Annotated in this window: 24 protein-coding genes; 14 read left to right on the plus strand and 10 right to left on the minus strand. The window is 34.9% G+C overall.

All coding sequences use genetic code 11. The annotated features are described in order from the left end of the window. Position 1 precedes the first annotated feature (1 nt). The 4 genes from RM542_RS07340 to hisIE are packed head-to-tail and all read left to right on the plus strand — an operon-like array spanning position 2 to position 2645. On the plus strand, positions 2 to 778 hold the full coding sequence (locus RM542_RS07340) for a 1-(5-phosphoribosyl)-5-[(5-phosphoribosylamino)methylideneamino] imidazole-4-carboxamide isomerase (RefSeq protein WP_311385087.1): 777 nt from the start codon (positions 2 to 4) through the stop codon (positions 776 to 778). Positions 779 to 780: 2 nt separating this feature from the next. Next, entirely contained in the window at positions 781 to 1290 is a 510-nt protein-coding gene (locus RM542_RS07345; protein ID WP_311385088.1) for a DinB family protein, read from the plus strand. 3 nt (positions 1291 to 1293) lie between these two features. Further along, the gene (gene hisF, locus RM542_RS07350; protein WP_311385089.1) at positions 1294 to 2049 is read left to right on the plus strand and encodes an imidazole glycerol phosphate synthase subunit HisF; all 756 of its coding nucleotides are present in this window, start codon (positions 1294 to 1296) and stop codon (positions 2047 to 2049) included. Beyond that, positions 2046 to 2645 (plus strand): bifunctional phosphoribosyl-AMP cyclohydrolase/phosphoribosyl-ATP diphosphatase HisIE, encoded by a 600-nt coding sequence (gene hisIE, locus RM542_RS07355; protein ID WP_311385090.1) that lies wholly within the window; start codon positions 2046 to 2048, stop codon positions 2643 to 2645. The genes hisF and hisIE overlap by 4 nt, the downstream gene beginning before the upstream one ends. 34 nt (positions 2646 to 2679) lie before the next feature. Here hisIE and RM542_RS07360 read toward each other — a convergent pair whose 3' ends face one another. Together RM542_RS07360 and RM542_RS07365 are read right to left on the minus strand one after the other, a co-directional pair. Beyond that, the gene (locus RM542_RS07360; RefSeq protein WP_311385091.1) at positions 2680 to 3153 is read right to left on the minus strand and encodes a hypothetical protein; all 474 of its coding nucleotides are present in this window, start codon (positions 3151 to 3153) and stop codon (positions 2680 to 2682) included. 144 nt (positions 3154 to 3297) lie between these two features. After that, a complete protein-coding gene (locus RM542_RS07365) occupies positions 3298 to 4104 on the minus strand; it encodes a DUF1853 family protein (RefSeq protein WP_311385092.1) in 807 nt (268 codons plus the stop codon). Between the two features lie 77 nt (positions 4105 to 4181). Between RM542_RS07365 and RM542_RS07370 the strand changes: the two genes are divergently transcribed. Both RM542_RS07370 and RM542_RS07375 read left to right on the plus strand, forming a co-directional pair. Then, positions 4182 to 5348: a VWA domain-containing protein gene (locus RM542_RS07370; protein WP_311385093.1), complete on the plus strand. Its 1167-nt coding sequence runs from the start codon at positions 4182 to 4184 to the stop codon at positions 5346 to 5348. A 19-nt stretch (positions 5349 to 5367) separates the two neighbouring features. After that, positions 5368 to 6831: an AAA family ATPase gene (locus RM542_RS07375; RefSeq protein WP_311385094.1), complete on the plus strand. Its 1464-nt coding sequence runs from the start codon at positions 5368 to 5370 to the stop codon at positions 6829 to 6831. A gap of 49 nt (positions 6832 to 6880) precedes the next feature. Here the strand turns inward: RM542_RS07375 and RM542_RS07380 are convergent, their stop codons facing one another. After that, positions 6881 to 8113 (minus strand): DUF418 domain-containing protein, encoded by a 1233-nt coding sequence (locus tag RM542_RS07380; protein ID WP_311385095.1) that lies wholly within the window; start codon positions 8111 to 8113, stop codon positions 6881 to 6883. Positions 8114 to 8238: 125 nt separating this feature from the next. Between RM542_RS07380 and RM542_RS07385 the strand changes: the two genes are divergently transcribed. Together RM542_RS07385 and RM542_RS07390 are read left to right on the plus strand one after the other, a co-directional pair. Then, positions 8239 to 9114 carry an alpha/beta fold hydrolase gene (locus RM542_RS07385; RefSeq protein ID WP_311385096.1) on the plus strand — a complete coding sequence of 292 codons (876 nt, stop codon included), beginning with the start codon at positions 8239 to 8241 and terminating at the stop codon, positions 9112 to 9114. Beyond that, positions 9101 to 9901, plus strand: a complete 801-nt coding sequence (locus RM542_RS07390; protein ID WP_311385097.1) for an alpha/beta hydrolase — start codon at positions 9101 to 9103, stop codon at positions 9899 to 9901. The genes RM542_RS07385 and RM542_RS07390 overlap by 14 nt, the downstream gene beginning before the upstream one ends. Here RM542_RS07390 and cysM read toward each other — a convergent pair. Together cysM and epsC are read right to left on the minus strand one after the other, a co-directional pair. Further along, positions 9890 to 10774 carry a cysteine synthase CysM gene (gene cysM / locus RM542_RS07395; protein WP_311385098.1) on the minus strand — a complete coding sequence of 295 codons (885 nt, stop codon included), beginning with the start codon at positions 10772 to 10774 and terminating at the stop codon, positions 9890 to 9892. The genes RM542_RS07390 and cysM overlap by 12 nt on opposite strands. After that, a complete protein-coding gene (gene epsC / locus RM542_RS07400; protein WP_311385099.1) occupies positions 10767 to 11558 on the minus strand; it encodes a serine O-acetyltransferase EpsC in 792 nt (263 codons plus the stop codon). Before epsC ends, cysM begins: the two co-directional genes overlap by 8 nt. A gap of 102 nt (positions 11559 to 11660) precedes the next feature. On the opposite strand from epsC, the gene RM542_RS07405 reads away from it, so the two are divergent. Continuing rightward, positions 11661 to 12341: a DUF2461 domain-containing protein gene (locus RM542_RS07405; protein ID WP_311385100.1), complete on the plus strand. Its 681-nt coding sequence runs from the start codon at positions 11661 to 11663 to the stop codon at positions 12339 to 12341. Here the strand turns inward: RM542_RS07405 and RM542_RS07410 are convergent. The 4 genes from RM542_RS07410 to RM542_RS07425 form a co-directional block, all read right to left on the minus strand. Beyond that, complete coding sequence (locus tag RM542_RS07410) at positions 12330 to 12740, minus strand: glyoxalase (RefSeq protein ID WP_311385101.1); 411 nt, start codon at positions 12738 to 12740, stop codon at positions 12330 to 12332. The two genes, RM542_RS07405 and RM542_RS07410, sit on opposite strands and share 12 nt — an antisense overlap. A gap of 141 nt (positions 12741 to 12881) precedes the next feature. Then, positions 12882 to 15914, minus strand: coding sequence for a VPS10 domain-containing protein (locus tag RM542_RS07415; RefSeq protein ID WP_311385102.1), 3033 nt, complete (start codon positions 15912 to 15914; stop codon positions 12882 to 12884). A gap of 57 nt (positions 15915 to 15971) precedes the next feature. Continuing rightward, complete coding sequence (locus tag RM542_RS07420; RefSeq protein WP_311385103.1) at positions 15972 to 16739, minus strand: outer membrane lipoprotein-sorting protein; 768 nt, start codon at positions 16737 to 16739, stop codon at positions 15972 to 15974. 104 nt (positions 16740 to 16843) lie between these two features. Then, positions 16844 to 17692, minus strand: coding sequence for a phosphatidylserine decarboxylase (locus tag RM542_RS07425; protein ID WP_311385104.1), 849 nt, complete (start codon positions 17690 to 17692; stop codon positions 16844 to 16846). Between the two features lie 181 nt (positions 17693 to 17873). Here RM542_RS07425 and RM542_RS07430 point away from each other — a divergent pair, with 181 nt between their 5' ends. Next, positions 17874 to 18278, plus strand: coding sequence for a hotdog domain-containing protein (locus RM542_RS07430; RefSeq protein ID WP_311385105.1), 405 nt, complete (start codon positions 17874 to 17876; stop codon positions 18276 to 18278). Here RM542_RS07430 and RM542_RS07435 read toward each other — a convergent pair. After that, the gene (locus RM542_RS07435) at positions 18275 to 19564 is read right to left on the minus strand and encodes a dipeptidase (protein WP_311385106.1); all 1290 of its coding nucleotides are present in this window, start codon (positions 19562 to 19564) and stop codon (positions 18275 to 18277) included. The genes RM542_RS07430 and RM542_RS07435 overlap by 4 nt on opposite strands. Before the next feature lie 204 nt (positions 19565 to 19768). On the opposite strand from RM542_RS07435, the gene RM542_RS07440 reads away from it, so the two are divergent. From RM542_RS07440 to RM542_RS07455, 4 genes are read left to right on the plus strand one after another with little or no spacing between them, the layout of a single operon-like run. Further along, positions 19769 to 21469 (plus strand): ATP-binding protein, encoded by a 1701-nt coding sequence (locus RM542_RS07440; RefSeq protein ID WP_311385107.1) that lies wholly within the window; start codon positions 19769 to 19771, stop codon positions 21467 to 21469. 30 nt (positions 21470 to 21499) lie between these two features. Then, entirely contained in the window at positions 21500 to 21880 is a 381-nt protein-coding gene (locus RM542_RS07445) for a response regulator transcription factor (protein WP_311385108.1), read from the plus strand. Between the two features lie 59 nt (positions 21881 to 21939). Beyond that, a complete protein-coding gene (locus tag RM542_RS07450) occupies positions 21940 to 24030 on the plus strand; it encodes a hypothetical protein (protein WP_311385109.1) in 2091 nt (696 codons plus the stop codon). After that, positions 24023 to 25453 (plus strand): glycosyltransferase, encoded by a 1431-nt coding sequence (locus tag RM542_RS07455; RefSeq protein WP_311385110.1) that lies wholly within the window; start codon positions 24023 to 24025, stop codon positions 25451 to 25453. The genes RM542_RS07450 and RM542_RS07455 overlap by 8 nt, the downstream gene beginning before the upstream one ends. Positions 25454 to 25457: the final 4 nt, after the last annotated feature.

Here is a 25457-nt window from a genome sequence, read left to right on the forward strand (position 1 = left end):
AATGAGAATAATACCAGCAATAGATATTATAGATGGTAAATGCGTACGTCTTTCTAAAGGAGATTACGACACAAAAAAGATTTATAACGAAAACCCGTTAGAGGTCGCTAAATCTTTTGAAGCCCATGGAATTGAGTATTTGCATTTGGTTGATTTAGATGGTGCTAAATCAAAGCATATTGTAAATCATAGAGTTTTGGAACAAATTGCTTCAAGAACTAAATTAAAAATTGACTTTGGTGGAGGATTAAAATCAGATGATGACTTGCGTATTGCTTTTGAGGCTGGTGCTCAACAAATTACCGGAGGAAGTATTGCTGTAAAAGATAGAACAACGTTTTTGCGGTGGTTGAATGTTTACGGAACTGACAAAATAGTTTTAGGGGCTGATGCATTAGATGAAAAAGTAGCTGTTTCAGGCTGGCAAGAAGAATCCAACGAAAAATTAATTCCGTTTGTTCAAGAATATCAAAAAATCGGAATCAAATACGTGATATGTACCGATATTTCCAAAGATGGTATGCTAGAAGGTCCTTCATTTGATTTGTACAGCAAACTGTTAGAAGCAACCAAGGTTCATAAAACTAGTGTTACTGGTGCAGGGGTTGAAGATTTTGAAGAAATAGGGATTCATTTAATAGCAAGTGGTGGTATTTCGGAATTTGATGAGTTACCTAAGCTAAATGCCTTAGGTTGTGAAGGCGTAATTATAGGTAAAGCTATTTACGAAAATAGAATTAGTTTAAAACAATTAGAACAATTCATTTTAGAATCCTGAATATGGAAAATGAAGCAATAAAAGAGTTTGTTGAGAATACGATGTACCGATTAGACGAAAGCAGTCGTATGATTGCTATAGCTTTTGAAAGTATTAATGAAAAACAAGTCTGGTTGAGGCCAAATGATTCATCAAATAGTATTGGGAATTTGATTTTACATTTATGTGGTAATATTACACAGTATGCAATTTCATCACTCGGTGGAAAAGAAGATGTTAGGAATAGAGATTTTGAATTTGAAACAACTTCGGGCTTTTCAAAACAAGAGTTACTTATTAAGCTTTCTGATACCATCGCACATGCAAAAGCAACTATTGAGAATGCTACGTCAGAACAATGGTTAAAGAAAAGAGAAGTACAAGGGTTTCATTTTTCTGGTATTGGAGTCATTCTTCATGTAGTTGAGCACTACTCTTATCATACTGGACAAATAGCTTTTTGGGTGAAACAACTTGAGAATAAACAACTTGGTTTTTATGACGGATTGGATTTAAATATTAAAAACCAATAGTAAATGTTGACAAAAAGAATAGTTCCCTGTTTGGATATTAAAGATGGCAGAACCGTTAAAGGGGTGAATTTTGTTGATTTACGTGATGCTGGTGATCCAGTTGAACTAGCGCAGCGCTATGCTAAAGAGGGGGCTGATGAATTGGTATTTCTAGATATTTCAGCAACCGAACAAAAACGTAAAACTTTGGCTGCTATGGTTTATAACGTTGCTGAGAAATTAAATATACCCTTCACTGTGGGCGGAGGAATATCAGCTGTTGAAGATGTAGATATTTTACTTAAAAACGGAGCTGATAAAATTTCCATCAACTCTTCTGCTGTTAAGCGCCCTGATTTAATCAATGAATTGGCAGCAAAATTTGGTTCACAATGCATAGTTGTGGCAATTGATGCTAAGGAAATTGAAGGAAATTGGAAGGTGCATTTGGTGGGCGGAAAAGTCCCAACAGAATTGAATTTATTTGAATGGGCAAAGGAAGTCGAGCTTAGAGGTGCAGGAGAAATACTTTTTACATCAATGGATCATGATGGCACAAAGAACGGATTTGCTAACGAAGCTTTGGCCCGTTTGTCTGACGAATTAAATATACCAATAATTGCATCCGGTGGTGCGGGCACTATGCAACATTTTGCTGATACTTTTATAAATGGAAGGGCAGATGCCGCATTAGCTGCCAGTGTATTTCATTTTAAAGAAATTGAGATAAGAGATTTGAAGAATCAATTAAAAAGGGACGGTATTCCTGTACGAATATGAAAATAGATTTTAATAAAAACCAAGACGGACTAATTCCGGCAATTATTCAAGATGCTACTACAAAAAATGTACTCATGTTGGGGTATATGAATGAAGAAGCATTTGGGGTAACACAAGAAACTAAAAAAGTCACTTTTTTTAGTCGTAGTAAGCAGAGATTATGGACTAAGGGGGAGGAGAGTGGTAATTTTTTAATTCTAGTAGATTTTAAAGTAGATTGTGATAACGACTCGCTGTTAATTAAAGTTAAACCCCAAGGGCCTACTTGTCATACTGGTTCTGATACTTGTTGGAATGAAACAAATGAGAGTTCTTTTGGGTTTCTGTCAGAACTAGAAGGTATTATAGCTTCGAGAAAATCTAACATCGCAAATGATGAAAGCTATGTGGCTTCTCTTTTCAGAAAAGGGATTAATAAAATAGCTCAGAAAGTTGGGGAAGAAGCTGTTGAAACAGTAATTGAAGCCAAAGACGACAACGATGATTTATTTTTATATGAGAGTGCCGATTTGTTATTTCACTATTTGATTTTACTTCAAGCTAAAGGATTTAGCTTAAAAGATATTGAAGCGGAGTTAAGAACAAGAAAAAAATAGTTTCATCAGTTATTCATCGTGAATTAGCTTATAGTCACTTTTTGTTTATATGCCATCTATAACCAAAGTTTAATATTGCTTTTGATTCGAATGATATGTCCGAGCCAGAATCTAGCGGGTTATATTCCAACGAAATAATCCAATATCCTTTTTTCTTATTGGTGAAACTTGACTGCAAATAAGTGTTAAAAGGAAAAGGTCGAACCCCAAGAACTACTTGGGTATTCTTAAATTTTCGACCAACTCCTATTTTGCCTGTAACTAGAGACGGTAGAGCAAAACCTGCTTGATATTCAAAAATAATGTCATTTTTACTAATGTAGGTTCTTCCCCATAGTACTGAAGTGCCTGGAAAAATACCATCAATACCAAGATCATCCCCTATTAAGGCTACACCAAAATTCCATTCCACAAATGAATTAAAAGTTTTATTTGTTGTTGTTTCTTGTCCTTTACTTTCGTTGATTAACGTTAAAATAAAGAGTGCTATTAAAATCTGTTTTTTCATACTATTTTTATTGAAGGTACGATTTGCTGTTGAAAATTTACAATTCTTTTTCGGTGTATCGTATTCTTAAATTAATTTGATTTAGGGTAATGTGTTGTAAATCAGAACTATATAAAATAGCATTTAAAATTAAGCTAATAACCCCTACCACCAAACTACAAACAACTTCTCTAAGATACCACCAGATTTTTTTATCCAAAGCATTGGCGCATTCTCTTGGAGCATTCTAAGATTAATATCAAGTAATATATTGTAATGCGAAACATACCCTCGATTTTCAGATGGAGCCATGACCCATTCTTGCTTAAAAGGAAGATAATATTCCCACTTATTAAATTCGGTAGTACTAAAATCATCAAACCTGATCCATCTTCCTTCAATACAATTTTTGTTTAAGGGTCTTATGGAAGTTGAACTTGTACCGTAGAGAGAAAACAATTGTGCCTTAAAACATGCTTGTTGTTGAACTGTGTCAAGATTCAATTGTATACTTTTAAGCTCTTCATGGAGTTCTTCGTTAAAGAGTAATGGAAATTGTTTGTTTTTTAGTTTGTCGAGTTTAGTGTAGAACATATCTCGTCTATTTGGCCCCATTAGGCGGTGAATAGGTTCTGTAATTTCAGGATTAATGATGTAAAATTTATAGGCTAATTCAATATGATAGCTGATTTTACTGAATTCATGGCGAACTAGAAAATCTAATTCTCCAACCCTCAAGTTTCCCTTATCAACTAAAAGGTTCTTTGCAAGTAATTCCCATTCGTTGGAAAACTCGATGAATTGTTCAAAAACATGTTCCATTTTGTGTCCTAGACGCAGACGTTCTGGAATTGGTGAAGCTTGAAAATTATTAAAATTAATGTCAGGAAATTCAAATTGAGTGACACCAAATTGTTCATTGACCCACAAAGGTTTTGTCTTGTAAAATCCTAAACATAAATGTTGATTCATTATTACAAACTTAAACGAAACCGTTAAGGTTTCTTTAAAGAAAAGGTCATCAATACAGAATGTGTTAATTTTATATAATGGCTATAAATATGAGAAAGGGCTTTCGTTTCACTCCTTACGAAGCTCCTAATTTATCCCCGTTTGATAAGCTTTTTGAAATTTTTCAAGAACTGATAACACATACTTCAGGTGATTTTGATGAAGCTATTGACTGGTTACGAGAATTGGATAAAGAGTACGAATTAACTTCTGATGATTACACCATTGAAGATTTTATTGAAGATTTAAAGGCCAAGGGTTATATACGAGAGGAGTTTGAAGATGGCGGAGGTAAAATGGGTAAGGAAGGAGACCAAGGAGATGAAGGTGGTGGTAAAGGCAGTATTTCTATTACGGCGAAATTAGAACGAATGATTCGTCAACGAGCCTTAAATCAAATTTTTGGTAAAATAAAGCGTAGTGGTTCTGGAAATCATAAAACGGGAAAATCTGGTAGAGGCGATGAGCATACAGGTGAGTTTAGAGAATACCGATATGGTGATGGTTTAGACAGAATTTCTATGACTGAAAGCATTAAAAATGCACAAATTAATCACGGCATAGGTAATTTTATGTTGGATGAAGGAGACTTGGTTGTTGAAGACACGCAATATAAAGCGCAGATGAGTACCGTGCTTATGATTGATATTAGCCATAGTATGATTCTCTATGGTGAAGATCGGATTACCCCTGCAAAAAAGGTGGCAATGGCTTTAGCTGAACTTATTACCACACGATACCCAAAAGACACCTTAGATATTTTGGTTTTTGGTAATGACGCATGGCCCATTCCTATTAAAGATTTACCTTATTTAAAAGTAGGACCTTATCACACTAATACTGTGGCTGGCTTGCAACTTGCTATGGATATGCTTCGTAGGAAAAGAAATACCAACAAACAAATTTTTATGATAACTGATGGTAAACCAAGTTGCTTGCGAATGCCAGATGGTACGTATTACAAAAACAGTGTTGGTTTAGACGAGTATATTGTAGAAAAGTGTTATGCAATGGCCTCGCAAGCTAGAAAACTACATATACCAATAACCACATTTATGATTGCCGAAGATCCTTATTTAATGCAATTTATTAGAGAGTTTACCCAAGCTAACAAAGGAAAAGCTTTTTACACGGGTCTTAAAGGATTAGGAGAAATGATATTTGAAGATTACGAGAATAATAGAAGAAAAAGATTAAAAGGATAAATTGCCTGGAGCAAAAAATATGAAAATAGAAAAGATTAAAACATTAGGGCAGTTAAAAACTGCAGGTTACGAATCTAAGAGTATCAAAGATGAGTTACGAAACAACTTAATTGAAAAAATTAAAATTAACGAGAATGTTTTTGAAGGCGTGTGGGGTTATGAGAATTCTGTAATTCCAGAATTGGAAAGAGCTATACTTTCTCGTCATAATATTAATTTGTTAGGATTACGAGGTCAGGCAAAAACCCGTTTAGCCAGACTAATGGTGAACTTATTAGATGAATATATACCAGTGGTTGAGGGCTCTGAAATTCACGATGACCCTTTATCGCCCATGTCTCGTTTTGCTATTGAAATAATTAAAGAAAAGGGTGAGGACACGCCAGTTTCTTGGTTACATCGTAACGAACGTTTTTATGAAAAATTAGCTACACCAGATGTAACGGTGGCAGATCTAATAGGAGATGTAGATCCAATAAAAGCTGCCAATTTAAAATTAAGTTATGCTGATGATCGTGTAATCCATTTTGGTATGATACCAAGAGCAAACCGTTGTATTTTTGTCATTAATGAATTACCTGATTTACAAGCTCGAATTCAGGTTTCGTTATTTAATATATTACAGGAAGGTGATATACAAATTAGAGGTTTCAAATTAAGATTGCCATTAGATTTGCAATTTATATTCACTGCCAACCCTGAAGATTACACAAATAGAGGAAGTATTGTAACGCCTTTAAAAGACAGAATAGGTTCTCAAATATTGACACATTACCCTGAGGATATTGAGATAGCGAAACGCATCACAAAACAAGAGGCCAATTTAGATTTACGACAATCTGATTTAGTGCATGTACCAGAATTAGCGATGGATTTATTAGAGCAAATAAGTTTTGAAGCTAGGGATAGTGAATATGTTGATGCAAAAAGTGGAGTGAGCGCACGAATGAGTATTACAGCTTTTGAAAACTTATTGAGTACTGCGGAACGTCGAATTTTAAAATCAGGGGAGCAAGATACTAGTATAAGATTAGGTGATTTTATGGGAGTGATACCAGCTATAACTGGTAAAATAGAACTGGTTTATGAAGGGGAACAGGAAGGAGCTGCATTTGTTGCCGAAAACCTCATGGAAGATGCTATTAAAACCATATTTCCTACCATTTTTCCCAAGATAAATAAGTTGGAACGCAAAGACGCCGAAACCCCATACGATGAGTTGGTTTCTTGGTTCTTTGATAAAGAGGCTCTAGAATTACTTGATGATGACAGTGATTCAGAGTATAAAGGAAAACTAGACGCTGTTAGCCCATTAAATCAATTATTAAAAGAACATCATCCTAATTTAGATAAAAAGGACAGTTATTTTATTAAAGAACTAGTGCTTTGGGGACTTGTGGCACATAAAAAATTAAGCAAATACCGCATGTCAGACGGTGTTCGTTTTAAAGATATGTACGGAAGTTATATTAGCGGACTATAAATAACTTAAAGGATTGACGATGGACTATTACTTTTTTGATAGCCATCGTTTAATTTTTTGAGTTTCTTACCAAGGGCATTACCTTAAAATAAGTTAAACTTCTCCAAATCCATTCTAAAGGCCCATAATAGAAGTGCTTTAGCCATAATTTACTAAGCCACATTTGTCCTGCGATCACTACTAAAGCCATCAAAAAAACATAAGTATTGGGTATTTTGGTTAAATATCCAAGACCCCAACCGAAGAAAATAAAAGTTCCTATTACGCTTTGTAAGAAATAATTGGTCAAGGCCATTTTTCCGTAAGGAATAAATTTTTCTAAGAACTTTTGTGATTTGCTCTTTTTATAAAGAATAACAAAAAGTGCTACAATTAAAACCGTCAAAGAAACATTCATTAAATCAAAAAATGTAAGGCCTAGCATTGATGTCCAAGAGTTGAATTGAACATCTGGCCCCATAGCTGTAAAAGTCGCAACCATGGCAGCAATAGACACCCCTAGAAGAATTAAAGCACCTACCCAAAGCTGTTTGGTGAGCTTTGTTTCTGAGAGATAGTTTTTGAAAAATTCTATTCTTCCAATAAAAAGCCCAAGAAGAAAAAATCCAAAGGTTAAATACCCTCTCGAGAAAACTCCAAATTGAAATTCAGCTTTACTCAAGTTACCTTCAATCGCATTAGAGGTAAAAACTTCACTCAATGTACCATTCTGTAACACTTCATAGTATGCAGCAATAAATGGACTCTCAGGGCTTAATTCTTCTTTCATCAATAAGCCTTCACCATTTGTAAAATAAAAAACAATAAATCTGCCGAGACCAAGAAATAACAGCGCTGCAAAACCAATAATCCATTTGTTTTTAATATTAAAAAATGGAATTAAAAAAACACCTAAAAACGCATAGAGCGTCAAGATATCACCTCTGTAGAACATGCTATGAATAAATCCAATAGCAAATAGAATAATTAAACGCCAAAAAAAACGTCCTCCAAAATTTAAACCACGTTTACTGCTATTGTCCATTTGAATGAAAAAACTTAACCCGAAGAGGAAAGAGAAAAGCGCAAAGAATTTACCTCTAAAAAAGAAACTAACCAACCCATCTATAATTTGATCTAAAACTGAAGGTGTCATTGTTTCTATAACGCTCATTGGTAAAGGAGCGGCGACAAAGTTCTCTAACATATGGCAGAAAACTATTCCTGCTAGTGCAAAACCCCTAAGGGCATCAATAATTTCAATTCTTTTAAAAGTTGTTGGTTTTTGTGCAGTAGTTTCCATTTGACGAGTTGATTGATGATGTAAATAAGACTGTATATTAATCTAGACGTTACACTTTAAAGGTAGTTTATTGTTATTAAAATCTAATTCTTAATATTTTTTGTATTTTCAAAAAAATAGTTGGCATGCCATATTGGCTTTACATTCTAATACTAATCGCAGGAATTTATTTAGTAATAAGTTTATTACTTTATTTTTTTCAAGATTATTTTTTATTCAAACCTGAAAAACTTTCTAAAGATTTTCAATTCTACTACGAAAATCAGGAAACGGAAGAATACAATATTGAAACTAGAGACGGAGCTATCATTAACGGTCTTCGTTTTATGGCCAAAGATCCTAAAGGGGTGGTGTTCTATCTAAAAGGAAATTCAAAAAGCATTAAAGGTTGGGGTAAGTTTGCGGTTGATTTCACACGGCATGGGTATGACGTAGTGATGGTTGATTATAGGGGCTTTGGTAAGAGTACCGGTCGAAGAACACAAAAAGCTGTAAAACGAGACATGCAAGTTGTATACAATAGGCTTAAGGACAAGGTTGATGAAAAATACATCATTCTTTATGGTAGGTCTTTGGGTTCCGGTTTTGCAACTAAGTTAGCTTCAATGAATAACCCGAGAATGTTAATTTTAGATGCTCCTTATTATAGTTTAAGTAAGGTGGCGAAAAAGTATATACCTTTTATGCCTTTGTCTTTGCTCATTAAATTCCCCATGCCAACCTATAAATGGTTAAAATATGTGAAGTGCCCGATTCACATTATTCATGGAACCGATGACCGCCTTATTCCTTACAAAACAAGTGTAAAACTCTCTCGTATTAACCCTAAAACAACAACTCTACATACCGTAATTGGTGGAGGACATAAAAATTTAAATACTTTTGAACCCTATCACCAAATGCTAACCGAAATTATTCATAGCAAACCTAAAAAAGTGAATATTGAAGGTTCTAGTATTCATGTAAAACACTCTTCTAAACCCACAAATGCGAAAGTTTAAACGAGTTATTTCTATACTCATTTTTGGCTATCTGTTAATTTCAACTATGCTCTATTTTTTACAAGAAAAATTTATTTTTCTTCCTTCTAAGTTAAATCAAGAACATGTCTATCAATTCTCAGAACCTTTTAAAGAGTTTTTTATAACTGCTGATGATGGGGCCCGATTGAATGGAATTCATTTTAAAAGAGAGACTTCGAAAGGAGTGATTGTATACTTTCATGGTAACGCCGGTGATTTATCACGATGGGGTCAAATTGCAACGTTTTTTGCAAAAAAAGAATATGATGTTATCATTATGGATTATCGTACCTATGGCAAAAGTAATGGAACGCTTAGCGAACAGAACTTATTTAATGATGCACAATTATTTTATAACTATGCGTTTAAAAACTATTCTCAAGAAGACATCATAATTTATGGCCGATCCTTAGGAGCAGCTATAGCCACACAACTTGCTTCAAAAACTACCCCTTCTAAATTAGTTTTGGAAACACCCTTTTACAATTTGTATGACGTGGCTAAATATCGATTCCCTTTTTTACCTTTGAAACTATTGTTGAAATATAAGTTTGAATCCAATCAGTATATTAAATCTGTGCATTGCCCTGTTTACATTTTTCACGGCACAGAGGATGGAGTAGTCCCTTTTAATTCAGGGAAAAATCTTTATCAGTCGGCCAATGACCCAAAAGAATTTATCGCTATTGAAGGAGGAGGGCATAATGATTTAGTAGATTATTCTGAATATCAAGAAGCTATTGACTACATATTATCAATCAAATAAATGAGATGATAAATACCTATCGCCACGATCACAAACTATAGAAACGATTGTGCCGCTTTTTAATTGTGAGGCCAACCGTAATGCGATTGTTGCCGCACCACCGCTGCTCATTCCTGAAAATATTCCTTCTTCTTTGGCAAGACGCTTGGCCATGGCCATGGCCTCCTTTTCATTTACATAAAGTATATCATCGACTTTATTGGGGTTATAAATCTCAGGAACATACTCTGGAGACCATTTTCTAATTCCTGGTATTTTAGCACCTTCTTCAGGTTGGACTCCGACAATTTTTATATCTGGGTTTTGCTGTTTTAAATATGTAGAGGTTCCGGTAATGGTTCCTGTAGTTCCCATGCTTGAAATAAAATGAGTTACCTTACCTTTTGTGTCTTTCCAAATTTCCGGCCCAGTAGTTTCATAATGTGCTTTCCAGTTATCATCATTACCGAATTGGTTGAGCATAATAAATCCTTCTTTATCGACTTTTTGTTTGGCATAATCTCTAGCACCTTCAATACCGATATCTGCCGATGTTAAAGTAACTTTAGCTCCATAAGCTCGCATGGTCTGAACTCTTTCAACAGTCGAATTTTCAGGCATAACTAGTTCAATTGCTAAGTCGTACATACTCGCTACCATTGCCAATCCAATGCCTGTATTACCGCTAGTGGCTTCAATTAATTGAGAATCTTTAGAGAAATCACCTCTTTCTAGTCCTTCTTTAATCATGCGCAACGCAGGTCGGTCTTTTACGCTACCTCCAGGGTTGTGACCTTCTAATTTAAAATAGAGTTTTACATTAGGATTGGTATTCAGCTTTTTAGACTCTACTAAAGGAGTGTTTCCAATTAAATTTAAAACAGTATTATGCATTAGATGTTGTTTTAATTTTTATTTCTGGAGTATGGTAAACTGTCGAATTTGGAGGTACAGATTTGGTCAACCAGGCATTACCACCAATGATAGAATTTTCACCAATGACCGTATCTCCTCCAAGAATAGTTGCATTGGCGTAAATAGTTACATTGGACTCTATCGTTGGGTGTCGTTTGGTCTTTTGCAATGATTTGTTTACGAATAATGCCCCTAAGGTTACACCTTGATATAATTTGACGTTATCTTTTATTAAAGCCGTTTCACCAATTACCACTCCGGTAGCATGGTCAATAAAAAACGAAGCCCCAATAGTTGCCCCTGGATTAATATCTACACCAGTTTGTCGGTGAGCATATTCTGTCATAAGTCTGGGAACTAAAGGAAAACCTTCTTTATATAATACATTAGCTAAGCGATATATGGCAATGGCGTAAAAGCCCGGATATGCCATATATACCTCTTGAATAGATAGCGAAGCTGGGTCACAATTTAAAATTGCTTCGGCATCTAAATTTAGTTTTTCAAGAATCGACGGAAGTTTTGCAACATAATTTTGCCATACTTTTTTACATGGTTTTTCTGTTTCCCAACAAGCCAAATTGACCAGTTCATCAAATTGCTTTTCTAATTCATTCAGATTTTTTTCAACATCGGTATTGATATCGAATAGTGTATAAAACAGTGTATCTGTAAATTTTTCAGTATAACTTTTTAACCTATAGTCTAAATAAGGTTGTTTTTTATGCTTTTTAAGCTGCTCAATAATGGTCTTATTGGTCATATTTGAAAGTGTCTAGACGTTTCTGTTCAAAATTAGGTATTCTTGAAAACTACGGATATTCAAATTGGTTAACTTTAGCATAAATTATGAGTCATTTGTGATATGTCAAGTTCAATAGTAAAAAAAGACACTTTAGCTTTTCTCAAGGAGCTTGAAGCTAATAATAACCGAGAATGGTTTACTGAGCATAAAGCTACTTTTAAAGCGCACGAATCTGAAATAAAGCTTTTTTACTCTAGTGTCATGGAAAATTTAAATAAACATGACCAGATTGAAAAAATGAAAGTTTTTAGAATTTATAGAGATGTTCGTTTTTCCAAAGATAAAACACCTTATAAAGCTCATTTTGCCGGTTCATTCGTTCGGGCCGGAGTGGAAAGAAGAGGAGGCTATTACTTGCGTATTAAACCAGGCGAGACCTTCATTGCAACAGGTTTTTGGAACCCAAATAAAGAAGATTTACTGCGTATCAGAAAAGAATTAGAAATTGATGCTTCTGATTTTAGGGTAATCATCAATGAATCTTCTTTTAAAGAAACTTGGGGCACCCTTCAAGGTGAAGCAGTTAAAACTGCTCCAAAAGGTTTTGACAAGGAACATGAAGCGATAAAATTAATTCGTCACAAGCAATTCATTTTTGTGCGAAATTTTACAGACAAAGAAGTAATGTCAAAAGACTTTTTAAAGGTAGTTGATGAATCATTTAAGACTATACGCCCTTATTTTGATTTAATGAGCTCTATATTGACCACAAATCTGAATGGTGAATCCTTAATAGGCTAAGGTTTCTCTTTCAAAAAGCTGTAATTGGTCTTTTAATCGCTTTACCACCATATTCATCATACGCTTATTTAAAGCAGAGGAATTTGTAATATAAAGTTCATATTCTTCCACCGTGAATTGACCAATAACAACTCCTTTCAAAGAGTTTCTAAACTTCACGTCTCTTTGTACCGCATGTTCAATATATTGGAGGCGTTTTTCAAGTCCCAACTCATAAAAAGAATTTTTATGCTTTTTGATGTAGTTTTTAAAAACTGCGATAAATAAAGGGTTTTGCATTTTTAAAATAGGACGAAGCGTTTCGTTTTGAAAGCGCTCATCATCACTCATTTCAATATTGATTTGGGTAGTCTTGATTTCGGGACGAACCTTTAGTAGACTAATTGACCTGTCATTCATAATTAAGATCCTTTGTATAAAATTAAGGCTTGATAGTCTTTAAAGTAATACCAATTCGTTTGAGTTGTCAACTGTTTATAAACAAAAAAACCGTTAAACTAGATCTCTCAAGTTTAACGGTTTCATCTATTTTAAAAGCTATTATTTGCTTTCTAAAAAGGTTTCAAATGACTTCAATTCAAGAGGTTGCTTTTTAAAATACTTTGCTTTCATTTTTGCAAACTCATCTTTAGCTTTCGTAAACCTAGTGGCAATAACCTTTAAGTTTTCTAATTCTGCATTGGAAGGTTTATCGTAACTAGTTGCTAACTTACTGTATAAGTCAGCCATCTTTTCACGTAACTGAGGCTCTGCAGAGCCCACATAGTTATCGCCAGTTGTGATAACTAAAGTCTCTTTTAAACCATTTAGTTTAGAAACTGTTTTAGTATCACCATTAGACTCGGCATTATTTAATATCTCATCAACTTCGTAAACTAAATACGCTAGTTCTTGAGTCATATCATAAAGCTGCATTGTAGTACTGTTTTTCAAGGTTCTATCTTGACTAGTTAATGGCGATTTTTTATCATAAACAAGATTAAATGTATGTTCAAAAGTTTCTTTGCCCTTTTTAAGAACAGCCTTATAAGTGCCTTCAGGTACTTGTGGTGAAGTAAAACCACCAAAACTAAAAGTTTTGCCCGTTGCCACCTTTGGTTGCTTGCGAGTATAATTCCAATTCACAATATTGATACCCTTAGACTTACCTGGCCCTAATTCAGCAATAAGGTTACCCTCCATATCTTGAATCTCCATGGTCATTTTACCAAATGTATGTCGCTTTTTAAGATAATATTTTATTTGAACATCCTTGGTTTTATTGTTACCCACAAATTGGGTCTCACCACCAAAACTACCGGAAAATCCGCCGGTTTCATTGATGACTGTTTCCGCTGTATTGAAAAAATGAACATTCTTATTTAAGACATCATTATTGATGTCACGTAAAGGGGAAATATCGTCGATAATGATAATTCCTCGGCCATGAGTACCCATTACCAAATCATTGGTTCTTTTTTGTAAATCGATAAAATGAACCGCAACCGAAGGCATGTTATTTGTAAATTTTTCCCAGTTCTTTCCGCCATCCATAGTTATGTACAGACCAAACTCTGTACCTAGGTATAACAAATCTGGATTTACATAATCTTCTTGAATATTACGAGCAAAACCTACGACATCATCTGAAATTACTGAGGCCCATGTTTTGCCATAATCCGTTGTTTTGTAGGCGTATGGGTTTTTATCATTCATAGTATGACCATCAAAAACTGCATAAGCAGTTCCCGCATTAAACGTGCTAGCCTCGATATGATAACACCACGTATTAGCAGGAAGTCCTGGAATATTAGCTACAGTATTCTCCCAAGTTTTTCCGCCATCTTGAGTTACTTGCACATTACCATCATCGGTACCTACCCAAATTACCTTCTCGTCTAAAGTTGATTCCGCAATAGTAAAAATGGTCGTGTGGTTTTCTGCTCCAGAATTATCCATTGATAAACCACCTGAATCTTCTTGGTTTTGTTTGCTTTCATCATTAGTAGTTAAGTCTGGTGAAATGATTGACCAGCTGTTGCCCATATCTTCTGATTTGTGCAAGTATTGACTGCCCATATAAAAACGGTCAGGCTGATGTTCACTAATGGCCATAGGCGCATTCCAATTCCAACGTAAATCGCTAACTTCAGAGCTTGGTAAAGGCTGAATGGTTTTCGTTAAATTTCTATCAACATCAATACGCCAAACGTTTTCAGCACCTTGCATTTCAGAGTAAATTATGTTTTTGGTTGGGTGTTTTAAAACACGAAAGCCATCACCAGCTCCTACAGAATTCCAGTCTCTAGCCTGCACTCCTCCTGGAGAAGATGAAGGACCCCACCAAGAACCGTTGTCTTGTAGACCACCATAAATATTATAGGGTTCTGCATCATCAAGACTAATTTGATAAAATTGTGATAATGGTAAATTTTCTACAATTTCCATATTGGTTCCACCATCCCAGCTTCGATAAACACCACCATCTGTTCCTACATACATAATATCAGAATCTTTTATGCTGAAGACCATGTCATGTATATCAGAATGCATATTGCCTAAATTTTTAAAGGTTTTACCACCGTCTCTAGAAATAGAACCGCTCAGTCCACCTTTTACAACAACATCCTCATTTCTGGGATCTACTACAATACGTGAGAAGTAAAAAGGACGTACTGTAATTCCAAAATCATTATTCAATTGTTCCCATGAGGCCCCGGCATCATTACTGCGGTAGAGCCCCTTTCGTTCCTGTTTTTCGGCTTCAATAACGGTATATAATACATTTGGATTTGAAGGAGCCACTGCTATCGCCAATCTTCCTAATTTCCCTTCTGGAAAACCGTTATGAATTTTATTCCATGTTTTACCTGCATCTATTGATTTGTACAGTGCACTGTTAGCTCCTCCAGATTCGAAAGACCAGCCCGTTCTTCTAAACTCCCACATTGAGGCATAAAGAATATTAGGATTGCTTGGATCAATAGCTAAATCGGCACAACCAGTTTTTTCATTTACATAAAGAAGTTTTTCCCATGTTGTTCCAGCATCATTAGATTTATAAACCCCTCTCTCATCACTATCACCCCATAATGCCCCTAAAACGGCAACATAAACTTCTTTTGAGTTGTTTGGGTTTACGATGATGTTTGCGATGCGTTCCGAGTTATCAAAACCCAGTTTTGTCCAGTTAGCACCTCCATCAACTGATTTATAAAGACCATCACCTACAGATACACTATTTCTAGTCCAAGTCTCTCCAGTGCCTACATAAATAGTATTATCTGGATCATTGGGGTCTAAGGCAACCGCTCCAATAGACTGACAATAGTCGTCGAAAATAGGGTTGAACGTTGTACCTGAGTCATTTGATTTCCAAACTCCACCACCGGCAGTACCTGCATAGATGATACGGCTGTTTGTTGGATGATTTTCCATGTCGTTAATTCTTCCACTCATCAATGCCGGACCAATATGTCGAGCACTCATATCACCAAAGAGTGTTTTTCCATCAATAGATTCTAAATTTTGAGCATAGGTGCAGTTAAAAGCACAAAACCCGATTGCAAGACTTGCAAGAAGTAGTTTTCGCATGATTTAGTTATTTAAAAAAAGAGACCCAAATTAGGGTCTCTTATAAGTTGTTTGAAATTATTTTTTCTCTTCAGTCATTTCCTCAGGGAAAGAAAATGCTGCGGCATCAACTGAAGGATTCAGTTCAATTGCATCAATAATAATAGGTTGTGATTGTCCTCCCTTTAAACCTTGAGTTATTGCGAAAGGAAAATAAATACCATCTACTTCTTGGTAATCACTCATGGTAGTTTCAGAAGTTTGGCCCTTTGCAGGTCCTGATGTTATTTCAGTTTGAACAGCGATTGGAACAAAGTTTTCTGCATCAAAAAAGTAAAAAGAAATATCATCTTTTTGCTCCCCATCAACTGTTATAGGCTCTTTTACCAATTTAATTTTAAATGTTTCAGCACCGTCTATAGTTTCTTTGCCTAAAAGTTCAACGGTATATCCTTTTTCTTTGTAGTTCATAAAAGAATCAGGAAAATCATTAGTATTCAATTTAAAATTAGAAGTTTGTTCAGCATCACTTTTCTCCGCTTTCATAGTCATCATATTATGACTCCAAAGTGTTTCTCCATCATAAACGCCTTGTTTTAATTCTTTACCTTGAAAGTTAATAACAGTCATTTGACGTCCATCTTTCATTTGGTAAATCTCTAATGGAATTTCCATACCGCCTTGATTTACTTTAGCGCTCATTTTCATTCCTTCCATTTTATTCCAGTTGTCCATACCGCCTGTATTTTCAAAATAATTGGCAATAATTTCGTCGGCAGTTTGAGCCTGAATTGGCATGGCCAAAGCAAATAATAAGGTAGCAATACTGATTTTTAGTGTTTTCATTTCAATAGTTTTTATTAGAATTAGCTATAAGTATAAAAGTAAAACAATTTGTTACAAAAAAATCAGATTATTCGTATTCAAGTAGAATTCAATACTTCTTTTAGTTAGTAGGATTCTCCTAAAGCCACAAAAGTGTTTTTTGAATTAAAACGGGGAGAAACAGGAGCTGCCATACAACACGTAGAACCCAAGTGAAATAAAGCCAACTCATTTAATTTTTTAACTTGAGCCCCTACTGTTATTTTATCATCAAGTTCAATAGTCCCAACCGCAGGACCACCCACAATAGACAAATACCATATAGTATCGTTGTTATCGGTAATATCAATATTATAACGTTCATTTCTGAAAGCAGGTAACGATGGATTTTGTTTATAAATCCATGGGCGTAGAACAATTAAATCTCCTGGAATATGTTGAATTCTTGTAATTGTGCCTGAAATAGGCGCGTGTATTCTATGATAGTTTTTATTGTGTAAAAAGACATTGGTAAAAGAGTATTGTTTAGGTATCGTTTTTTCTTTTAGTCCAAAAACCGTGTCAATAGTTCTAAGGTCATTTTTAACCTTTACATGCCGTAGTCTTGAAACTTTATTTTCTTCACACAAAAGACCTTCACAGGGCCAAACAACATCATTTTCGTTTGTAGGGATTAATTTGAATTCTCTTGTAAAAAAATCTTGAAAGGTTTCAAACTCTTTTTTACCATTAGGTGGTTTGAAATTACTTAAGTAGTTATTATCACGATAGTTTATCCTGATATAGGGCTGAATAATAAATTTTGACCATTTTGAATTATAAATGGCAGCGTACCAAGAAGAAATCGCCCTTTGTATATCGCTTGGAATGGCTCCCCACACATTTACGGATAAAAATTTGTAAAAATGAGCTCTCCATTTTGGCTTAAAAATGGTAAAACTCGTATCAGAATGGTGCTGAGTAGAAGTTTGCATGATGATGATTGTTCGTTAATTGAGTTTATAATTTATTTCATCTATAATTTAGAAACCAACCAATTAAGAAAACTTTATTCTTGCCTTAACAAATTTTATAATAATGTAAATCGCTTTGTTAAAAGGTTAAATGCTCAATTGAAGCGTAGATTATGGTTAATTTTGCTTCAAAATAAATGATATGAGGTTTCATACTAGAAAATGGGTAAAACCTGAAGATTTAAACGCTAATGGAACACTTTTTGGCGGAAAAGTTCTCGCCTGGATTGATGAAGAAGCGGCACTTTATAGTATCATACAACTTGAAAATAGAAGAGTAGTAACAAAATATATGTCTGAAATCAATTTTATGAGCACCGCTGTTGAAGGCGATGTGATAGAAATTGGTATTGATGTGTTTAAATTCGGTAAAAGCTCTTTAAACCTTAACTGTGAAGTTCGTAATAAGATGACTCAAGAAACTATTGTCACCGTTGATAATATCATCATGGTGAACCTTGATGAAAATGGTAAGCCTAAACCTCACGGCAAAACTAAAATAGAATTCGTGAAGGATAGGCTTGCTAAAAAGGAGTCTAAAAATTAACTCCCTTGTATTTCTGCTGCTACTGCCTGCACTTCATCAAGTACACGCATTAGATTGCCTCCCCAAAGTTGAGCTATTTCTTCTTCAGTATAACCTCTTTTAACAAGCTCTAAGGTCACATTAAGCGTTTCTGATGCGTCAGACCAGCCATCAATTCCGCCACCACCGTCGAAATCAGAGCTAATTCCCACATGGTCAATGCCCATTTTTTCTACTAAGTAATCAATATGGTTTACAAAGTCAGCAACATTCACAGCTGCCGGAGCTTCTGTGTTGTTCGCCACTATGTCTTCGCCCATTTTCATAACTTTTTGGTAGTTGGCCATAAAAGAAGCTTTTTCAGCATCACTTAATGTCGAAAATTGTGATCTTTCATACCAATTAACTCCAAGTGAATCTGCAACCTTTTGATATACTTGTTTCATAAAGGCAGCTCTTGCTTCATGTTTTTCAGTATTCAAATAAGAACTAAAAGCCACAGTTTGAACAACTCCTCCATTTTCTTTCATAAGCATTAATTGCTCGTCATCGAGATTACGACTATGATTACATAGTGCACGGGCAGAAGAATGAGATGCTATAATTGGTGCTTTTGAAAGCGCAATCATTTGCTTCATTGACTCTTTAGACGGATGAGAAACATCAATCATCATTCCAAGTCTATTCATCTCTTTTACAGCACTTTCACCTAGCTTACTTAAACCATTATACAACCAAACACTATCCTTTTCACCGGTATTGGAATCACAAAATTGACTATGTCCATTATGCGATAATGAAATATATCTAGCACCTAAACTATGGTATTCTTCAAATTTTGAAAGGTCTTCTCCAATAGGGTATGCATTTTCAACACCAATCATGGCTACTTTTTTTCCTTCTGCTTGAATTCTGCGCACATCATCGGAGTTCAGAGCTAACTCAATTTCATCAGGTGCAATATCTTTGCAAAGTCTGTTTATAGCATCAAACTTGGCCATAGCATTTGCTTCTGCTTTTGCGTATCCATTGGCGTTAAGAGAGTCTTGTCCCGTATAAACAATTAGCCAAGCTACATCAAGTCCACCTTCAATCATTTTTGGCAAATTGATCTGTGTTTCAAGACGTTGTGTGTAGTTAATACTGTCTGTAAAGTTTTTTACATTGATGTCATCATGCGTATCAATTGTGATTACTTTTTTATGTATTCTTTCGGCCTTTTCTTCTAAAGTTTCTTCTTTTTTTTCCTCTGCTTGCTTGCAAGAGCCAATAGAAACTAATACCACTAATAATATGAGCTTTTTCATTGATTAAAGTTTTATACCTACAAATAAAGCATTTTGACAACAAATAACTAACTATAGGTAACAATTAATTGCAAACAGCACATGAAATAGAGAGTTTTAAAATAATATGAACCAGATTGTTAGCTTTTGTTACATCAAACTAGCGATACCCACTAAAGTTTTTATCATTTGGATACTCGAGAATTACTAACACACTTATCGAAATTGGAAAATGGCCTGGACAGTTTTTCATTTTCAGAACTAAATAGTTCAGAAGCTTCAAAATTGAAAAAGTCCTTCAAATCTTTCAAGAATGGACTTGAAGCGAAAGTATTTGGAGATTATGAATCAATTGCTGTTGATTATGAAGAAGTTAAGCCTTCCAATCTTTCAAAACAAAATGAACACAGCATAATCGCTAACGCAAGCCATGAGATTAGGACGCCTCTAAACGGCATAGTTGGTTTCATTGATTTACTAAAAGAAACAAAATTAGACTCGAAACAACAGGAGTTAACGAATGCGCTCAGCGCGGCGTCTCAAAGTTTAATGGATATTACCAATGAGCTTTTAGAATTTTCTAAACTGGCATCAGGTCGTGAAAAGTTTGTTCGCGTACCTTTTAACCTCAATAGCCTTGTTAACGAAGTTGGTTTTTTATGTAGAACGTTAATTACCAATAAAGATATCGTCTTGAATGTGGCTTTAGATACTAATGTTCCTAAAAATTTGATCGGTGATCCTTCTAAACTTTCACAGATTTTATTGAATCTTCTAGGTAATGCCATCAAGTTTGTCGAAAAGGGAAAAATAGACCTCAAAGTTACTTTTAAGAGTATTGAAGACCATAAAACTTACTTAGAATTTAGTATTAGTGATACTGGTATTGGCATCGCCAATGATAAATTGAAGAAAATCTTTGAAACCTATCAACAGGCGGAGCCTGAAACACATCTAAAATACGGTGGTTCTGGACTTGGTTTAAGTATTGTCAAAGAATTAATAGAAAAACAGGGTGGATGTATAGCTGTTAGTAGCGCACTTGGTAAAGGCACAACGTTTAAAGTAATTCTACCATTTACACAAGCAACTCAAGACCTGGAACAAACCAAAGCAACGACCTTAGAAAAGGTCACTCAGAACAATAGTCTAGAAGGTACCAAAATTTTAGTTTTTGAAGACAATACCTTAAATCAAAAGTTGATGGAAAATCGCTTGAAGAATTGGGGCTGTGATACTTTCATAACTGATAATGGAATATATGGACTAAAGCTGCTTGAAAATCATCATTTTGATTTGGTGTTGATGGATTTGAAAATGCCAAATATGAATGGGTTTCAAATAACGGAACGCATACGAAAAAGTACAAATACTAAAATTCAGAATATTCCAATTATTGCGCTGTCGGCTGATTACAGCGCTATTGACAAAGAAAATTGTGAACGAACAGGGATTACAGACTTTATTCTTAAACCTTATAATGCTGAAGAACTACATGGCTTAATTAGTCAAAACCTTAATCCAATACCAGAAACTCAAGATGACAGTAGAGAACAGGCACCTTTAGCAACAACTAAGTTGGTTAATCTCGATACTATTTTAGAGGAGTGCTTAGGCCAAACCGAACTTTTAGATGAGCTCATTAGGCTTTTCAAACAAAACATTTTCGAATTCATTGGAAAAGTAAAAATGCACATGCAAAGCAATAACCTGCAAGGCGTGGGTTTTGCTGCACATAAAATAAAGTCTTCTTTAAAAATGTTGGACACGACAACCTTATCAGAAATATGTGAGCAAATTTCAGACGTCTGTAAGGGTAATAATGATGTAAAACACCTCAATTATCTCTACCATCAATTTTTAGACGAATACCCGAAGGTTGAAAGTCAAATTGCCATTGAGATGAAAAGAATAAAAACGAACTAGAACGAACCAATCACACCAAACAAACCCAAATTGGAACCAAAAAAACTACTACTAGCCGAGGATGACGCCATGCTCGCCTCTTTATTAAAATACCGTTTAGAGAAAGATGGTTATGCTGTGGCTATAAAAACTAACGGTAAAGAGGTAAAACAAGATATAGCAGAACATTTACCAGACGCTATCATTAGCGATGTGATGATGCCTTATTTTTCAGGTATAGAGCTAGTTGATTTTTTAAGAAACGATTTAAAATCTAACATCCCCATCATTCTTATATCTGCTGCTTCTAATGAAGAAAATGTAATCAGTGCCTTTAAGATGGGTGCTAATGATTTTATAGCTAAACCAGTGAGTCCGTCAGAGTTATTGATAAGAGTCACCCGAGAAATCGAAAGGTATTATTGTACTTAAGTAGTAAAACATATCAACTTCCATTTTTAATTAGCTCCCCCAAAATACATACCGACCTTTTGTGGGACCTAACTCTGCTATTCGTTGTATTAGCGGGCTTATATTTCTTTTTCATTTTCTTTTTCAAGAATAGATCAGCGACATTATTTAAAAAGAGAAAGAGTAAGCGAGCTGAGTTAGCACCTATTATCAGCAACTTTTTATTCCATAGTCCAGAAGACCCAAAAACAGAACAAAGAGAATATGTAGAGCTTAAAATCACCATTAGAGAATATCTAAGTGATAAGTACTTCAGAAAAGTATTAGCAGATATTCTTTTTGACTTACAAAAGGATGTTGCCGGGGCTACACAGGAGCGTTTGTACAACTTATATGTAGAGTTAGGGCTGCATCATGATGCTTATCAAAAACTATCTAATTGGCGTTGGAATACAGTTTCTAAAGGTATTCTTGAACTTTCTCAAATGAAAGTCACTGATGCTTTCCATTTCATATCAAAGTTTATCAATGATAAAAGAGGAGTGGTTAGAAAGCAGGCTGAAATTGCAATTATATCCTTAAAGGATGAAGGTATTAACCATTTGTTAGATAATACTAAATACGCTATTAGTGAATGGCAGCAATTAAGATTGATTGAGGCCTTAAGTAGTTTAAAAGATTATAGACCGCCAAAGTTTAAAACATGGTTGATATCTCACAATAAAGATGTCGTTCTTTTTAGTTTGCGATTGATCAAGCATTTCAACCAAAATGAAGCCGCTGCATCAATTACTGAATTGGTAAAGCATAAAAATGATCAAGTTAAAATAGCAGCTATTTCCTGTATAAAAGACTTTAATTTCAATGAGGCAAACTCTGTACTTAAAAAAGTGTTTTGGAATTGTAGTGCTATGGTTAAGGTTCAAATTTTAGACACCATTGGAGCCATAGGCGATGAAGGTGATTTAATGTTCTTAAATGAAATCGGTAAGCTTGAAAGCAACTTTTCAGTCGTCAATAAGGCTCACGCCGCAATTAATACAATTAGCCCAGATTCCATATTACCTACCGAGAATATTGTTGAAGATTTGGTTGCTCCAATTACCAAATCAGAAAGCGGACTATATGACGTTGAATTTTTAGAAACTGAAGTGGAGTATTCTGAAGTGGTGGTGAAGTCAGAAAAAACAATTGAAACCAAGGAAATAGAAGTTGAAGAAATAGAAGTTTTCAACTTGGTTGAAAAGAAGGAGCCTAAAGCGAAAGAAGAAACAGAAGAGCCTATTGAAGCGCCTGACTTTAAGATTCAAGAGATGGAACGTGAGCTCAATAAAACTTTGAATTTTTCTTTAGGGTTAATTGATGCTACAGCATTAGGCAAAGGCGAAGATGAATCAAAAGAGACTCAAGAAGATTATGCTCAAATGTCTAAAGAGCAACGCGTAAAATTTGTAGACACTTTAGAAAGTGTTGGCGACAAACGAGAGACGCAATTGCTTGAGTTTATTATGGAGCACGAAGAAGATGCGGAACTTCGTTTTAGAGCCTTCAATACCTTAAAATCTGTTGGTAAAAAGCCAGAACAGGCAGTTGAGATTGTTTCCAAAACCATTACTCCTTCGGTAGAACCAACGGCAAAACTAGAACCAGAACCTCTTAAGCTGGATGGTATTTTACCTGAAGAAAGTATTTTTTATGATTTATATGCCTATGCCTCGGATATGAATTCTAAAGAAATTCTTATTCAAGAAATCATTTCAATAGGTGATGAAAGAGACATTCCTTTTTTGGTTCAATTGCAACAAACAGAGACTGATATAATTAAAACTTTGGTAGATAAAGCCTTAGAGACAATTACTAAGGCCATCTCAGAAAAACCTTTAGATGATGTTCTTGACAATAGTGTAGCAGAGGTAGCAGTGGATAATGCTATTGACGAGATTGATTTTAGTGCATTACAAACCTTAGTTGAAGAACCAGAAACCAAACCTAACACAAATACCGATAGCAATGGAGGGCTTATTCCTTTAGAGCTTTGTTTTTTATATGATGAGTTAGGCATTCTATACGATGAGAACAATAAGAAAGAAGACCTAGGTCTCAATTTTGAGTTATCAAAAGAATTTGAGGTAATGGTAAAATCAAATAATTATAGCCTTCAAAATGAGTAGTGGACTTTTTGAAATAATATTGGAATACATAAACACCGTTTTCTTGGTGTTTTCTGTGGTGCTATTTACCATGTTCAGTATTATGGCGTATTTATCCACTAGAAATTCAATACACTACAAAAACAAAAATAGTGTTGGAGAAATGTCAAAAGTGATGGCTTCTCCGTTAGCGCCTTCAATCACTATAATTGCTCCGGCTTATAATGAAGGATTGACCATTGTTGAGAATATCCGTTCCTTATTATCGCTTAAGTATGTCAATTATGAAGTCATGGTTGTTAATGATGGTAGTAAAGATGATACCATGCAAAAAATGATTGATTCTTACCATCTTGAAAAGATTGACAAAAGAATAGACCCCAACTGGAAGTCTAAACCCATTCGAGGCGTTTATAAATCAAAACAACCGTCTTTTTCTAAGTTAACAGTTATTGATAAAGAAAATGGTGGCAAGTCGGATGCTATTAACACCGGGATTTATCTTTCAGAAAGTCAATATGTTGGTTGTATTGATGTTGATTGCTTACTGAAACCTGATGCTTTACTTCATGTGGTGAAGTCCTTTTTTCAAAGAAGTAAAAAACGAGTTATTGCTGTAGGTGGCGTTATAAGAACCGCAAATTCATGCGGTATTTCTGGTGGTACCTTAGAACAAATTAACCTCCCTAAAAGTTGGTTGGCAAAGTTTCAATTATTAGAATATACGCGTTCATTCCTTTTAGGAAGAATGGCCTGGAGCAGAATAGACAGTCTCTTAATTATCTCTGGTGCTTTTGGATTCTTTGATAGAGAAATTGCTTTAGCTGTTGGTGGTTATGACACTGGTACTGTGGGAGAAGACATGGAGATTATTTTTAGAATGCGACGCTATATGCATGATCGTAAAGAGGCGTATACTATCGAATATATACCTGATCCATTGTGCTGGACTGAAGTTCCAGAAGATTTAAAAATATTAGTAAATCAACGTGATCGTTGGGCGAGGGGTAACCTTGAAACTTTGTTTAAACATAAAGACATGTTTTTTAATTCAAAGTATGGTAGGCTAGGTTTAGTAAGTTATCCGTATTGGTTTTTTTATGAATGGTTGGCCCCCTTGTTAGAGTTCTTCGGTTTTTTTACCATCATCTTATTCTGGTACTTAGGTATTCTTAATTGGGAGTTCTTTGTGGGCATTACTGCTACTATTTATATGTTCTCAATCATGTTCTCTTTCTATGCTATTCTGTGGGATGTATATACCTATAATGAATACAAAAGAACCAAAGATATTTTGATCTTAATGTTTTGTGCAATTATAGAACCAATCGCGTTTCATCCCATAGTTGTGTGGGCTGCGGTAAGGGGTAATTATAAAAAGTTATTTAGAATAAAATCTGGTTGGGGGTCTCAAGTCCGAAAAGGATTTGCGAAGGCCACTTAAAATT

Origin of the sequence: Croceitalea sp. P059 (assembly GCF_031846365.1) — a bacterium.
In the GTDB taxonomy this organism is placed as follows: Bacteria; Bacteroidota; Bacteroidia; order Flavobacteriales; family Flavobacteriaceae; genus Croceitalea; species Croceitalea vernalis.

Excerpts from the sequence above, each read along its gene's own strand:
- RM542_RS07340 (WP_311385087.1), top strand. The coding sequence starts at position 2 with ATGAGAATAATACCAGCAATAGATATTATAGATGGTAAATGCGTACGT.
- hisF (WP_311385089.1), top strand. The coding sequence starts at position 1,294 with ATGTTGACAAAAAGAATAGTTCCCTGTTTGGATATTAAAGATGGCAGA.
- hisIE (WP_311385090.1), top strand. The coding sequence starts at position 2,046 with ATGAAAATAGATTTTAATAAAAACCAAGACGGACTAATTCCGGCAATT.
- RM542_RS07345 (WP_311385088.1), top strand. The coding sequence starts at position 781 with ATGGAAAATGAAGCAATAAAAGAGTTTGTTGAGAATACGATGTACCGA.
- RM542_RS07425 (WP_311385104.1), bottom strand. The coding sequence starts at position 17,692 with ATGCAAACTTCTACTCAGCACCATTCTGATACGAGTTTTACCATTTTT.
- RM542_RS07455 (WP_311385110.1), top strand. The coding sequence starts at position 24,023 with ATGAGTAGTGGACTTTTTGAAATAATATTGGAATACATAAACACCGTT.
- RM542_RS07370 (WP_311385093.1), top strand. The coding sequence starts at position 4,182 with ATGGCTATAAATATGAGAAAGGGCTTTCGTTTCACTCCTTACGAAGCT.
- RM542_RS07365 (WP_311385092.1), bottom strand. The coding sequence starts at position 4,104 with ATGAATCAACATTTATGTTTAGGATTTTACAAGACAAAACCTTTGTGG.
- RM542_RS07435 (WP_311385106.1), bottom strand. The coding sequence starts at position 19,564 with ATGAAAAAGCTCATATTATTAGTGGTATTAGTTTCTATTGGCTCTTGC.
- RM542_RS07430 (WP_311385105.1), top strand. The coding sequence starts at position 17,874 with ATGAGGTTTCATACTAGAAAATGGGTAAAACCTGAAGATTTAAACGCT.
- epsC (WP_311385099.1), bottom strand. The coding sequence starts at position 11,558 with ATGACCAATAAGACCATTATTGAGCAGCTTAAAAAGCATAAAAAACAA.
- RM542_RS07410 (WP_311385101.1), bottom strand. The coding sequence starts at position 12,740 with ATGAATGACAGGTCAATTAGTCTACTAAAGGTTCGTCCCGAAATCAAG.
- RM542_RS07380 (WP_311385095.1), bottom strand. The coding sequence starts at position 8,113 with ATGGAAACTACTGCACAAAAACCAACAACTTTTAAAAGAATTGAAATT.
- cysM (WP_311385098.1), bottom strand. The coding sequence starts at position 10,774 with ATGCATAATACTGTTTTAAATTTAATTGGAAACACTCCTTTAGTAGAG.
- RM542_RS07415 (WP_311385102.1), bottom strand. The coding sequence starts at position 15,914 with ATGCGAAAACTACTTCTTGCAAGTCTTGCAATCGGGTTTTGTGCTTTT.
- RM542_RS07390 (WP_311385097.1), top strand. The coding sequence starts at position 9,101 with ATGCGAAAGTTTAAACGAGTTATTTCTATACTCATTTTTGGCTATCTG.
- RM542_RS07360 (WP_311385091.1), bottom strand. The coding sequence starts at position 3,153 with ATGAAAAAACAGATTTTAATAGCACTCTTTATTTTAACGTTAATCAAC.
- RM542_RS07420 (WP_311385103.1), bottom strand. The coding sequence starts at position 16,739 with ATGAAAACACTAAAAATCAGTATTGCTACCTTATTATTTGCTTTGGCC.
- RM542_RS07375 (WP_311385094.1), top strand. The coding sequence starts at position 5,368 with ATGAAAATAGAAAAGATTAAAACATTAGGGCAGTTAAAAACTGCAGGT.
- RM542_RS07405 (WP_311385100.1), top strand. The coding sequence starts at position 11,661 with ATGTCAAGTTCAATAGTAAAAAAAGACACTTTAGCTTTTCTCAAGGAG.
- RM542_RS07385 (WP_311385096.1), top strand. The coding sequence starts at position 8,239 with ATGCCATATTGGCTTTACATTCTAATACTAATCGCAGGAATTTATTTA.